Source organism: Pantoea sp. SGAir0215, assembly GCF_043543215.1.
The window spans coordinates 2,317,629-2,330,570 of record NZ_CP028031.1 but is presented as its reverse complement, the minus strand read 5'-3'; the positions used below and the strand labels follow the sequence as shown (position 1 = coordinate 2,330,570).

At 53.9% G+C, this 12,942-nt stretch carries 13 protein-coding genes and 1 pseudogene; 9 read left to right on the top strand and 5 right to left on the bottom strand.

The window, feature by feature from the left end:
* Positions 1 to 15: 15 nt before the first annotated feature.
* The 4 genes and pseudogenes from C1N64_RS10965 to C1N64_RS10950 all read left to right on the top strand — a co-directional run.
* Positions 16 to 507 (top strand): annotated as a pseudogene (locus C1N64_RS10965) (methyl-accepting chemotaxis protein); the annotation flags it as partial.
* Between the two features lie 751 nt (positions 508 to 1,258).
* A complete protein-coding gene (locus C1N64_RS10960) occupies positions 1,259 to 1,666 on the top strand; it encodes a hypothetical protein (RefSeq protein ID WP_394514794.1) in 408 nt (135 codons plus the stop codon).
* A gap of 1,154 nt (positions 1,667 to 2,820) precedes the next feature.
* On the top strand, positions 2,821 to 4,365 hold the full coding sequence (locus C1N64_RS10955) for a methyl-accepting chemotaxis protein (protein WP_394514793.1): 1,545 nt from the start codon (positions 2,821 to 2,823) through the stop codon (positions 4,363 to 4,365).
* On the top strand, positions 4,358 to 4,690 hold the full coding sequence (locus tag C1N64_RS10950; RefSeq protein ID WP_367143115.1) for a hypothetical protein: 333 nt from the start codon (positions 4,358 to 4,360) through the stop codon (positions 4,688 to 4,690). The genes C1N64_RS10955 and C1N64_RS10950 overlap by 8 nt, the downstream gene beginning before the upstream one ends.
* A gap of 775 nt (positions 4,691 to 5,465) precedes the next feature.
* On the opposite strand, the gene C1N64_RS10945 is transcribed toward C1N64_RS10950, so the two are convergent.
* From C1N64_RS10945 to C1N64_RS10930, 4 genes are all read right to left on the bottom strand, one after another.
* Positions 5,466 to 6,032, bottom strand: a complete 567-nt coding sequence (locus C1N64_RS10945) for a hypothetical protein (protein ID WP_058702773.1) — start codon at positions 6,030 to 6,032, stop codon at positions 5,466 to 5,468.
* 392 nt (positions 6,033 to 6,424) lie between these two features.
* Positions 6,425 to 6,880 carry a GNAT family N-acetyltransferase gene (locus C1N64_RS10940; RefSeq protein WP_033738395.1) on the bottom strand — a complete coding sequence of 152 codons (456 nt, stop codon included), beginning with the start codon at positions 6,878 to 6,880 and terminating at the stop codon, positions 6,425 to 6,427.
* 214 nt (positions 6,881 to 7,094) lie between these two features.
* Complete coding sequence (locus tag C1N64_RS10935; RefSeq protein WP_039340834.1) at positions 7,095 to 7,424, bottom strand: DHCW motif cupin fold protein; 330 nt, start codon at positions 7,422 to 7,424, stop codon at positions 7,095 to 7,097.
* Positions 7,425 to 7,742: 318 nt separating this feature from the next.
* Positions 7,743 to 8,711, bottom strand: coding sequence for a D-2-hydroxyacid dehydrogenase family protein (locus C1N64_RS10930; RefSeq protein WP_394514792.1), 969 nt, complete (start codon positions 8,709 to 8,711; stop codon positions 7,743 to 7,745).
* Positions 8,712 to 8,931: 220 nt separating this feature from the next.
* On the opposite strand from C1N64_RS10930, the gene C1N64_RS10925 reads away from it, so the two are divergent.
* From C1N64_RS10925 to C1N64_RS10910, 4 genes are read left to right on the top strand one after another with little or no spacing between them, the layout of a single operon-like run.
* Complete coding sequence (locus C1N64_RS10925; protein ID WP_284181312.1) at positions 8,932 to 9,516, top strand: cytochrome b; 585 nt, start codon at positions 8,932 to 8,934, stop codon at positions 9,514 to 9,516.
* Positions 9,517 to 9,529: 13 nt separating this feature from the next.
* Positions 9,530 to 10,084, top strand: coding sequence for a tetratricopeptide repeat protein (locus C1N64_RS10920; RefSeq protein ID WP_394514791.1), 555 nt, complete (start codon positions 9,530 to 9,532; stop codon positions 10,082 to 10,084).
* Positions 10,065 to 10,622, top strand: a complete 558-nt coding sequence (locus tag C1N64_RS10915; protein WP_164483174.1) for a sigma-70 family RNA polymerase sigma factor — start codon at positions 10,065 to 10,067, stop codon at positions 10,620 to 10,622. Before C1N64_RS10920 ends, C1N64_RS10915 begins: the two co-directional genes overlap by 20 nt.
* Positions 10,619 to 11,425 carry an anti-sigma factor family protein gene (locus tag C1N64_RS10910; RefSeq protein WP_058702771.1) on the top strand — a complete coding sequence of 269 codons (807 nt, stop codon included), beginning with the start codon at positions 10,619 to 10,621 and terminating at the stop codon, positions 11,423 to 11,425. Before C1N64_RS10915 ends, C1N64_RS10910 begins: the two co-directional genes overlap by 4 nt.
* A 29-nt stretch (positions 11,426 to 11,454) precedes the next feature.
* Here C1N64_RS10910 and C1N64_RS10905 read toward each other — a convergent pair whose 3' ends face one another.
* Complete coding sequence (locus C1N64_RS10905; protein ID WP_394514790.1) at positions 11,455 to 12,030, bottom strand: YceI family protein; 576 nt, start codon at positions 12,028 to 12,030, stop codon at positions 11,455 to 11,457.
* Between the two features lie 308 nt (positions 12,031 to 12,338).
* On the opposite strand from C1N64_RS10905, the gene C1N64_RS10900 reads away from it, so the two are divergent.
* Positions 12,339 to 12,890, top strand: coding sequence for a GNAT family N-acetyltransferase (locus tag C1N64_RS10900; RefSeq protein WP_033738408.1), 552 nt, complete (start codon positions 12,339 to 12,341; stop codon positions 12,888 to 12,890).
* The last annotated feature ends 52 nt before the right edge of the window (positions 12,891 to 12,942 follow it).

The following is a 12,942-nucleotide window of genomic DNA, read 5'->3' as shown; positions in this document are numbered from 1 at the left end:
TTACCGACTTCTGTTGCGATCGTGGCTGGCGAAGTCAGAAATCTTGCACAGCGATCCTCCGCCTCGACGCGTGAAATCAAAGAGCTGATTGAATCATCCATCGCGTTTGTCGAGGCCGGAGCGTCTCAGGCCAGTGACGTTGGTGAGAACATGGCGCGAATGGATGATGCAGTCCGTCAGCTCACCGATCTGATTGAAGACATTTCGGTTGCAGCGCAGGAGCAGTCGCTGGGAATAAGCCAGGTGCATCAGGCGGTGAATCAGATGGACGACGTGACGCGGCAGAACGCCGCGTTGGTTGAAGAAGCGTCCTCCGCTGCCCGCTCTCTGACCGAACAGGCAGAAGCACTGAACGGCCTGGTCGCCGCGTTTACGCCTGGTGCAGACGGGAACGTCAGAAAGCCCGATATCAAGCCACATCCGGGCAGATCTGCCGCGCAACCAGTAACATTAACGCCGCTGGCGGGAACATACCAGAGTAGCGAGAATAACTGGACGCAGTTCTGACACACAGGATATACCGCCGGCCAGCCCCGGCGGTATATCCGCCATCTAAGGGCAATCGGCTCACCGAAGGCAAATCAGAATGCACAGCAATATATTACAGGCAGTAAAACAGCTGTATTAAGCGCATTATTGAGGATGCGAACAGCACGTTGATTAACTATGTTGACGCAGGCCTGGATTACATCAGAATCCAGGTCCTGGCGGATACCATTTCGCATTATGTCTTGTCTGTCACCCGGCGCTTTATACATTCTATAAAGAACTGGTCCATTATGGTTTGGCAACGCAAATCATCAGCAAAATATACTATTACTTGAGATATTCGGACTAATATATAAATTATATTTCAACATAATCATAAACTTGCAATTTACATTTACTTTGCCGATTATCATTAAGCGAACCGGCTAACCGGTGAGTAACACTCTATAATCGATAGCAAGTTAATGCAGTCATTTGGGGCTCACGTCCGGGCCCCTTTTTTCTGTGGTTTTAAGGCATGAATACGCGCCTGACGTCAACCCGCATAAGGACGAAAGCGAAAAGCATTACACTTAATATTCGTCTTGTGATCGCGACAAGGGATTGGCTTTTAGCGCTGAGCAGAGGCGTTGAATACTTCATATTTCAGCGTTTAATACCCGACGGGCAAAGATTGCACCTTTCCCCTTTCACTTTATCCCGATGACGGAGTGTTCTCACTTTATGGCAGACCGCGTTTCTGTAACAGGGGTTTTACACTAGGGTAGTTATGAAACGATTAATTTATTTTTTCTTATTGATGACAAGCAATGCTCTCGCCGCTCAGACGCCAGACCTTAAAACAGTACAGGAATACTGCCACATCACGTCCATTCCGTTAATTCAGGCCGCCTCTGATGCCGTTATTTTTGACGCGTTTGGACACCCTGAAAAAATGAAAGCGCTGTCTGATAGCGTTTTTTCAAGCCAGATTTTTAAAGCTGCGCCTGACGATGTCCGGAAAGCGATGAAAGACACGCTTGAAGAGGTAATTCTGTCCAAAGACAAGAAAGATAAACTGTTAAAAGCCTACTCAGGTGACAGCCAGCATGACCGGAATGTCCTGTCGTCAGTCTGGGCATATTATTCAGTCGAACCTTACCTGATCAGGTGTGCATATATGAAATTTGCGGGCTAAATCCCCCAATCTTTTCTGCCTGCGCCTGGACAAATGACGGAGCGACGTCACCGACCATCAGCGTCAGCTCCTTACTCCTGTTTTCCGTCTGGTTGGCCATACGCAACCTGTTAGCAGCGGTTCGGCATGTTTGCGCGGTCTTACCTTTGCCGTACGTTTACAGCATGCGCAAGTCGCAGATGGCGGGGAGCGAGTGTATCTGATGCCAGCCAGGACGTTTAATAAATGCGCCGTGCGTACAGAGGATAAACGTCAGCGATACGCAGCCATTCTGCGCACGACACCTTACACTTTTTTGCAGGTAAGCTGGTTTTCCGCAGCAGAAAAGCAATGTGCCCGGGATGCACGCCGAAAGTCGCTTACATTGTCTGTGTGATGATTGATCACCTGCTCTGCGCCCGTTAGCAGAGCAGGTTTAATGATAATGAAACTCGACTATCGGACGTAAAGCGGCCTGGGTTGCGTCGTTTTAAACCGCCTTTTACTCTGTAAACCCACCTTCCGGGTCAGATTCATAAACGATCGCGTTTGCATCAGCCAATCACACGGATCAATGCTCCGCGAATACGCATCATCACTCCTTCATAACGGTGACTACCCCACACTGCCGCGTTTTGCGCAGACATAGGTGGCGAAAGTTTGCAGTCTGCTGAGCGTCAGTAAAGATGTTAATCAGGCGACGCGCCTGCTGATAGCATTGCCAGCCGCTTCTGCCGAATTTATGCACTGCGCCCTCCTCTCGTCTGTCCATGAGCTCCAGCCAGGCTGCCGCCCGCTTCGGACGCACGCTTAACCTTCCGGTGTCCGGCCAGACAGCCTGTCAGATGCTGGCGGGGAGCAGGACAGCGCTCAGCCTACAGTGCGCCAACATTTTCGACGCGCCAAATGTGGCACAGGCATTAACGTACAGAGAGGGTTCAGTCCCCGGAAAACGAACGCAGAAGGGTTAAAGAGCACAGCATCAGGCGAAGGCGTGATCCGCTAAAGCACGCCGCCCAGCGACGTCCGCTCAGTCCTGTGTCGGACGGCTGCGGATGGAAAGTGAAATATTAATTTAACAAAACAAGTGTGGAGCAAGCGGAGCGGTGTGCCGATAGTAAATTGTAGTTAGTAACTAAAAACACAGCAAAATAACAACTTAAAAGAGAGAGCGCATGAAAATTTCCACCCGCCTTGCCGCCGGTTTCGGCCTTCTTATCCTCCTGTCTGCCATATGTACTGGCACTGCGCTTCATGCCCTCATTAAAGCGCGTGAAAGCCTGGATGATGTTGTTCGTTACAAAATGAAAAAAAGCCAGCTTGCCACCCTCATGCTCAGTGAACTGAAAGACATGGCCATCTCGGTGAGGACACTCGGCCTGCTCAGCACTCCTGAAGACATGAAACCTGCTGATGTACTTATGCAGAAGAGTAAAGCCGACTTTCTGACCAGCCTTGCAGAAATGCATCAGATCATGGAAGCAGACTCAACGCCAGCGGGTCAGGAAGCGCTGAAAAGACTGAACGACGCTCAGAACGCTTTTTTTACCGTTTTTGAAAATGCCAGACAGCTCGGACTCGCCAATCAGGACAAGGCCTTTATTGCCTATCTTGCAAAAGAGGTCAATCCGGTTCAGGACAGGATGCTCAGCGCCCTTACTGACCTGGTAAAAATACAGAAGAAGGTTAGCGTCACATCCGGAGAACAAAACAGTGCCGCCATCGCACATGCCTCATTCATCCTGATGTTGCTCGCTGTCGCATCCGTGCTTGTTGCGGCAGGCACCGGTGTTTTCATTACCCGGCTGCTGATGCGTCAGCTCGGCGGTGAGCCCGCTCAGGCGCAGACGCTGGCTGCCAGCATCGCCGCAGGTGACCTGACCACCCCTGTCGTCCTTCGCCGCAACGACACAACCAGCATGCTGGCCTCGCTGGACAGCATGCAGGCCAACCTGCGCGGCCTGGTGTCGCAGATCAAGGATGCCGCCGCCTCCGTGGCCCTGGCCGCCGACGAAATTGCTCAGGGGAACACCGAACTCTCTTCCCGCACCGAAGAACAGGCCGCCGCGCTGCAGGAAACCGCCGCCAGCATGGAGCAGCTGACCGCCACAGTGAAGAGCAACACTGCCGGTGCGCAGCAGACTGCGGAGTCCGCCCGCGAAACCGCGCGCACGGTCGACGCCGACAAGGCAAAGGTCACTGACATGACGGAGACGATGCATAACATTCAGGCAAGTGCACTGAAGGTCCGGGATATTACATCGGTGATTGAGAGCATTGCGTTCCAGACCAATATCCTGGCGCTGAACGCCGCCGTTGAAGCGGCGCGCGCCGGGGAGGAAGGTCGCGGCTTCGCCGTGGTGGCCGGTGAGGTCCGTACGCTGGCGCAGCGCAGCGCCACGGCAGCGAAGGACATCAGGGCCCTGATTGAACAGGCCGTGAGCCAGGTGGAAAGCGGCGTGGAGGTTGCCACTGGCACCGGGCAGAGCATCCTGAAAATCGTGGATATGGTCGGTGAACTGGCCGAATCCATGGACACGATTGCGCTGGCCTCGTCGGAGCAGATGCAGGGGATTTCGCAGGTCAGCGTGGCGGTGAGCCAGATGGACGGCGTGACGCAGAACAACGCGGCGCTGGTCGAGGAGTCATCGTCGGCATCCCGCTCCCTCTCTGAGCAGGCGCATGCCCTGCGCGGCATGGTGGAGGCATTCCGTGTCTGAAAAGGGTGACATCGAGTACATGACTCTCGTCCTGAGACTAAAAGCAGATGTTGATGTACTTTTTACGCAACTGAAAAGCGGTGACTACAGCAGCCCGGATACCTTTGCCAACAATCTCCATCATCTGCTGCGAATGGTTAAGGATATTGAGCCCTTTCTGGCACAGTCCGGTCTTATTGATCGCCTGGCGCGAACTGATTTGCTGCTCACGGCAGATCTGCTGGGTATCGTCAGTTCGGTCGCCATACTGGGAAACTTTATTCACTGCCTTTCCCGTCAGGCCGCAAAAGAAACAACGGAGAAGCCGAAACCTGACGTGGGCTGAAATATGCCTGTCATGAAGTGCGAGTTAACTCTGATGGATGTGGTTGTTGTCAGAAAGATACTTATCGCCTTCGGGCTGGCCCGTCGCGTTTATGCCGACGGGCTTTTTTTACAGGCATAATGTCTGCCAGACAGCCCCCGCACCTGACTTCCCCTGCTCTTCCCTGCCTCCGGCCTGTCCGATCCTGTAGCGTGTTTCTTCACGGTCAGAAGACGCCCTGGACCGAACTGAATAAACAGACATTACCGGCTCACCGGGCCGACTATTACCCTTATGATTTGCGTTAGTCGCCATTTCCAGACCGGCAGCATTCGCTGACAGTCGGGTAAACCGAAGCCTGCCGTGGCTGACGATGACACGGCATTGTCTCTGCTTGCGCCAGGCGCCTGCCCCCGAGCAGCAGCATGTGGATCATCCCTCCCTGTGGGCGCATTACGCTTCCAGATTTGACTACATCAAGACTCCGTGCGGCATCGTCATCAATAGCGGTATGAGCACCTTGACTCCCGTGCTGGCCGGGCATTTTTCAAACATAAAGCGCGCGCATTGCTGCTCATCTTCCTTACACTGTGACTTCCCGCTCCTGTCTGCACCCCACATGAACCCCAGTGAAATTCCCCCTGAAGCGCAACGAAACACGTCATCGTCATAACGGTTGCGCCACGCTTATCGGCACCCCGGATACCGACAAGGCAGGATTAAACAAACGACGGCTTTAAGCGTCTGAGCGGACGCCGCTTAGTGCATCAGGACGACTGATGTATCAGATGGCAGGTCAGATGTTTCGTGTGCGCTGTTTTGCTTTTTTGCCGCGCCAGTACTCTTCAAGGTAAGGCAGCAATTCAAGCACCACTATTCCTGTAAGCACAGCCACGATATAGTGGCCTGGCAACGGGTCTGTTCTGAGTTTAAGTTCAAATCGTGCAGATTCTTCACCGAAACCAAACAGTGCCAAAAACTGCGGCCAGTGACGGGAAACCACCAGCAGAAGCGCCACTAAAGGTAGCATTTCCAAAAAACTGTGCACATGCTGCTCAACCGGTGAGACCCGCCTTGCGGTCACAGCATAAGTCACATCCCACAGCGCTGTTGCCTCATGGCAGAAAAACAGCACTATCATAAACGCAATGACTAACGCGTTTACCTCTAAAAAGAGGGCCGCGAGTAAGGGCAGGCCCATCTCCAGAAACATCAGAATATGAATATAGGTTTCTTTCAGACCGGTGGTGGTTTCGATATCAGTGGCTCTGTGACAAAGCCAGTCCGCAAACCCAGCAATAAGCCAGACAGGCAAAACAAAGTAGAGCAGCAGCAACATCTGAGGATCGGAAGAAGGAAGCATTTTACTTTACCTGTAAAGCTTAAATGAAAAAGCATAGACGCAGAGCGAGGGTGAGCAAGGCAACCGGGACAGGGTGAGCAGGACTGCGCGCCCCAAACAACTACATAAGCAGGTCAGAAACGTCCGCTTCTGCCACCGCACAAACATTTATGCGTCAGACAAGCGACACCTTCCTCGCGAACCTTGTATTAGATACAGTGCCAGAGCAGCAGATATTACCCCGGCAGAGGGGAACGACCACCTTTACAGGCAAACATGGCGGGGTTACAAACCGGTTACTGCACCGTCTTCCCTGAATTATTTACCCTCAGTTGCAACGCCGTTCCCTCGACAAACGCTCAAGATGTCACCGCGCGTTATAAAAGCGGAGAGATGAAGTGTAAGCCGTACTTCTACAGGTCCTTGCACATATACACGCTTAAAGGATCGCTGATATAGGGAGGGAAAGCCTCACAAAGCCTGTAGCCGCATCGACGATACAGCGCTATAGCGGGCTGTTGATGAATGCCGGTTTCAAGGCGTAGCTGATAACAGCTGTTCTCTGACGCGAATTTTTCAAGTGAGGCCAGAATTTGCTCGCCGAGTTGGCGCCCCCGATATTCTGGACGAATGTAAACCCGTTTAATTTCGCCTACGTTGCCGTCCTGAAGAAGTAAAGTGCCACAACCAGCGGGCAGCCCATTAGCATCACGCGCAATGACGCAGCGCAGTTTCTTATTACTGACGGTGGAAAGGTCCAGGCAATGATGACTTTCTGCAGGATAAAGCGCGCGTTGAAACGCATCAAGTTCACTTACCAGGCAGGCTAACGCAGCGTCATCTTTATTTATTTCTGACAGGTAGAACATGATAGTCCTTTTCATTTTCGTCTGATGAAATCATCACGATATTTCAGACCTGTTTATATTGTTTGTCTGACTCAGCACATGATTAATGACGCAGGCCATCACCTGTCGTGCTCCATGCCGGGTTCTGGCGCATTATTTCAACAACCGGTCTCACGTTTAAAAAACGCGCTTCCCCCTTTACTGGCGTACAACAAGAAAATCACCCTACCTCCCTTCAATCAACGATAAACAGCGTTGCGCCCTGCGTTGTCGTCGAGCGATGCGCTTCGGCATTGTCCGCCACCTGATAGCTCATGCCAGGCGTCAGGACAAACACTCGTCCATCGTCCAGTTCCGTGGTCATTTCGCCTTTCAGGCACAGAAGAATGTGACCTTTTAAACACCAGTGATCGGCGACATAACCCGGAGAGTACTCAACCATTCTCACCCGGATAGCGCCAAACTTTGCCACACGCCAGAGCGCGAAGCCGCATTCACCTTCATGGCGTTCTTCCTCGATCTGTGACCAGTCGGTTGTGCCAAAAGGGATATTTTCCATCTTCATTTTTTTATGCCTTATTCGCGAGGGTGAGTGACGTCACCCGGGGTATTTAAAGCGGAGCAGGCAGATAACGGCTCGCTCAGTAAACGCGACGCTTCTGCTTCAGGCCATTAAAACATTTCCTACCCTCTGCGCTCGGGTATGTGAGCCGTGAATACGAGTGGACTCGATGACAAACCTGGCGATAGTTAAACGGATCAGCGGATGGCTTTATCACTTTCCGGCTTTCTGTTTAGCTTTCTTAAACGTGTTATCTTTTCCCTGAACACCCGTACGTATTGACACTGCGTCCACTTAGCGGTTTAGCGCAGCAAATTGCGTTTAACCCAGCGCCTCAGGGTTGATCACGTGGCTTGTGTCACCCTGGAAAAAACGCACCACATTGTCAAACGCGGTGCTGAAATAAAGCGTGTAACTGTCCTTTTCAACATAGCCGATGTGGGGCGTGCAAAGTACGTTGGGCATCGATAACACTGGATGCGCCGGATCGTAAAGGGGCTCTGTCTCAAAGACATCCAGCGCGGCAAATCCCGGACGGCCCTGCCGGAGCGCGCTCAGCAAGGCGCCCTCTGCCACCAGCTCTGCCCGGCTGGTGTTCACAAACAACGCATCGGGCTTCATCTGCACCAGGTCGCTCAGCGTGATGTTGCCCTCGGTGGCGGCCACCAGGCGCTGATGAACAGTTATCACATCGCTGGTCGCAAAAAACGCCTCACGGCTGGCTGGCACGATTAAGCCTTCTTGCTGCGCTTCCTGTCGGGCGCGATCGCTGCCCCAAATCTGCACCTGCATGCCAAACGCGCGGGCGTAAGCCGCAATGCGCTTGCCGATTTTACCGTAGCCCAGAATCCCTAACGTCTGTTTGTGTACACCCTGCCCCAGTACTGCCTGCCAGTGTCCGGCACGCATGGCGTTAACGGCCTGTACGAACTTCCTGCGGGCCGCCATGATTAACAGCCATGTCAGCTCTGCCGGCGCAACGGGCGAACCCATGCCTTCCACCACCGCCACGCCAGCCCGGGAACAGGCTGCAAGATCGATATTGCGGGCGATCTTGCCGGTCTGGCTGATCAGCTTCAGTTGGGGCGTACGCTGTAAAAACGCCTCGTCAATGGTGGTGCGCTCGCGAATCAGGATCAGGGCCTGAGCACTTGCCAGCGCTTCAGCGGCGGCGGGATCGCAATGGATATCCCCAACAGCGGTACAGTGAAAGGCCGGATGGCGTTTCAGGCAGTCCAGTCCTGCCGTAGCCAGTTGATAATCGTCGGGAATACATACCGGTATCGTCATCGTTACGCGCGCCTCAAAAGTCGGATTCGCTTTTCACTGCCGCCTGTAAACAGTCTTACATCATTAAAACACCAACAGGGTTTCGTCAATCGACTTCGCCGCATTCTGTCCACGCTTTTGAGCAAGGCGGACCCTGCCAACGGGTTGCGAAAAAAAGAGTGAATAGAAATCGCAGGACGCACGTTTACTCAGCAGAAACCTGAACGAGAGAACCCATGTCATGATTCATGCTCAACCCGTAAAACCCCGACAGCACGATGACCGGCTGACTCTGGCGCTGCACTGGATCACCGCCGCCAGCCTCCTCTTTTTATTCGCCAGCGCCCACATCTGGCAATGGCTGGAGCGCGGCACGCCGCTCAGGAAAGGCTTACAGTCAGTGCACATGTCCTGCGGTATTTTGCTGGCGCTGGTGATGGTGATGGTGGTTCGTCCGGTCTGGCGGGTGATGAGTCAATGCTCGCTGCGTTATGCCCTGCCTGCGGCGTCGATATCCCGTACGGCATCCATTCTGTCTCACTGCGTGCACGGCGCGCGCTGTCTGTTGCTGTTCACACAGGTTGTATTGGGCTTTCTGTTCCGCTGGGCACAGCAGGAGCCGTTTCACTTTTTCGGTCTCTTCGGGCTGAGCGGGCGGGTCCATGTCGATCCCCTGTTTAAACATTCATTGAGGGAATGGCATAACACCATCGCCTGGGCGCTGATCGTTCTGGCCGCGTTTCATGCCCTGGCCGACCTGCTTCATCACTTTGTTTTCCGCGATAACGTGCTGCGTCGCATGCTGCCCGTTCGCCCCTTCCGTTAACTGGAGCTCTGCCATGAAAAACATTGCATCGATACTGCATAATACAGGCCGTAAACTATGGATTCCGGCGCTGCTGCTGCTGGTTATCCACACCGCACCCGCGCTGGCCGCAGGGGATGACAGCACCAACAGTACGATCCCGGACTGTCCGCATGGGCAGGTTTATGACAGCAAGCGTAAACAGTGCGTCCCCGATAAATCGGCGCGTCTGACTGACGAAGACAAAACCCGTTATGCCTATCATCTGGCGAAAAAAGGCGAGTACCAGGCCGCGCTGACGCTGCTGGATAAGCTGAAACAGCCTGACACCGCCGAAGCCTGGAATTACCGCGGCTATGCCACCCGAAAACTCGGGCGAACCGATGAAGGTATCGGGTATTATCAGCGTTCGCTGGCGCTCAATCCACGCTATGCCAAAGTACGTGAATATCTCGGCGAAGCGTGGCTGATTAAAGGTCGTCCCGACCTGGCGAAAGCGCAGTTAAATACTCTCGCCCGCCTGTGCGGAACGGGCTGCGAGGAGTATCGTGATTTGCAGGCCGCCATTGCTGGCCATCCGGAATCCTGATACGCAATGCGAGGACAGTGATATTACGACCAGCGAAGTTCGTCAACAGCTTGCTGCCCATCTGACGCGCCTGTGGCGCTACGGCCTGGTGCTGTCCCGAAACCACGACGTTGCCGAAGAACTGGTACAGTCGACCTGCGTTCGCGCGCTCGAAAAGAGCGCGCAGTATACGCCCGGCACGCGCATCGATCGCTGGCTGTTCACGATCCTTCACTCCATCTGGATTTCTGATCTGCGCGCCCGCCGCGTGCGGCTGGGACAGGGCTTTGTTGACAGTGACGAACTGCTGGCCCCGGACGCGCAGGAACGTGATGAAAAACGCCTGCATTTTCAGAAAATCATGCAGCGCGTCAGTGCGCTACCGGAAGCCCAGCGTAATACCGTGTTTCTGGTCTATGTAGAAGGCTTTACCTATCAGGAAGCCGCAGAGACGCTGGTCGTGCCTGTCGGCACCATCATGAGCAGGCTGGCCACCGCGCGTTCGGCGCTGGCCAGGTCGTTTGATGATAGGGATGCCGCAAAGGAGAAACGCTCATGAACACGTCGCAATTTACGCCTCCGTACAGCGACGAAGCCCTGGTCGCCTGGCTGGATGGCGAGATGGATCCGGCTGACGCGCGCAGGCTCGAAGCGCTGCTGGAGACGGATTCTGATCTGGCTGAGCGCATTGATGAACTGATGAAAAGCCAGCTCGACTTTGAGGCGGCCTTTGCGCCGCTACTGGACAAAGCCCCGGAAGCCAACATGCGGCGCCAGCTGGATGCGCTCTCAGCTCCCCCCACGCCTGAACCCAAAATGACGTCCACTACGGGCGTCAGTCGTCGTTCACTGATCGCCGCCTCGCTGAGTTTTCTGCTGATCGGCTCGGGACTGGGTTATCTGGCGCGCCCCGGCAAAACCGCGCTGAGTGAGAGTGAGAAGATTCGCGATCTTGAAGCGCAGTACATGTCGCTCTACAGCGCAGAAACCCTGCTGGATGCCGATAACTCCCCTGCCGCCTTGCAGCATGGCCTGGCCCGCACGGCACAGGATATCGGTCTGCATCTGAATACGCAGCAGCTCACGCTGCCCGACGCAGAGTTAAAAATGGTGCGCATGCTACGCTATGACAGTACGTCAATTGCGCAGATTGCCTGGATCCATGCGGAATATGGCCCGATGGCGCTGTGCATTTCCCCCGATGCGCATCCGACCTCAACCGGGCTTGAGCGCGAACAGCGCCATGATATGCGCCTGGTGTGGTGGCATCATCGCGGCTACCAGTTTGTTCTGATTGGCCGCAATCCGGCCGGGGAGTTATCCGCCAGCGCCAGTGCCCTGAAAACCGCGCTTAACGCCTGACCACCACGCGGCAGTTAGGCCAGGCGCGTTCAGGGAACATGGCTGGCCTCTGCCTGAATATCGATAGTAATGGTCACCCTGTCATCCACCAGCGAGGTAAAGCGATCCATATGGTAGGCCGAGCGCGAGATCGTGGTCATCGCATGCAGCGAGATCCTGTCGCCAGTCTCTGCGGTGCGATCATGCTCTTCCATCGTCGCGTCAAGGATCACCGGTCGCTGGACGTCCTTCACCGCTAACGCACCAAAAAGCCGGTATTTACCGTTGCCGCGCGCCACGATGCGGGTGCTGGTAAAGACGATGTTGGGATAGCGCGGCGCATCAAAAAACATGCTGCTTTTAAGCTGATAGGTCAGCAGATTGTTTGAGGCGATTAGCGTGGAAACCGGAATGGTGACCCGGACATGATTATCCAGCTCATTCTCCGGGTTCAGCGTCACCTCGCCGGTCACGCCCGTCAGTTTCGCATGCGACATCCCGCCAAAGGCACGCCATGACAGCCCTATTGCCGTGTCAGGCGTGGAAATCGTGTAGTAAAGCAGGGCCGCATGGGCGAACGGACTCAGCAGCACTCCAGCAACCAAAAAAGAAACAGCGCGCGTCATAGCAGGCTTCTCCAGTAAACAGACAACGCGTTAACGCGCCAGGTGACAACGTTATTCGATTGATACTTACAGTTATATAACATTCGTGAGGCCGGAGATCGCATTTGGATGGGGAAGCGGCACGGTTATATGAGGTGGATGCAGGATAGTGCGGTGGTTTTTGGCGATGCGCGAGCGTCTTTCCGCTGTGAGTGGGTTGTTGGCGCGGCGTCCGGCGTGGAGGTTGCCCAACCTGTTATCTGAAGCGGATGCAGATTTTCATCGCTTGTGATAAGAAAGAAAATTAATCGGAGTTCAGGAGATGAGTTATGTACCTGGATGATATTCCCCTTAATTTTCGGCAGCATGAAACCTTTTATCTGATCGCCCCGGACATGAGTCGTACGGAAGAAATGCAGCAAAAACTGAATGCATTTAGTTCCCTTCATCATGAATTCCTGCTCTGGTCTCCCGGTTTTCACTCTCTGAATGCTGTTGAGAAAAATATGGCGGAGGCGGCCGGGAATTTCCTGAATGACAACGTTGAATATAAGTTTTTGATCATTGATCGTCAGTCAGATGACCTCTCAGGCTGTATTAGCTTATTTATCAGGAATCGCGCGATTCCTTATTATGAAATCGGCTACTGGCTCGCCACTGATATGTGGGGTAAAGGCATTATGTCTGAAGCTTGTAAGCTGGTCACAAACATGGCCGCCGATTTTTTTCAGGCAAAGCGAATCGAAATTCGTACGGCAGGACGTAACGTACGCAGTCAGTCTGTTGCGTTAAAGTGCGGTTTCAAACCCGAAGCCAGACTGGTTAACGAACGCCTCGATAGTCTGGGGCGGATTGATGATACGGTTATCTACCGGTATTAGCACGGCTTAAATGTGACTGATAAATCAGAAAAAGAGCGGTTTTCTACCTGCT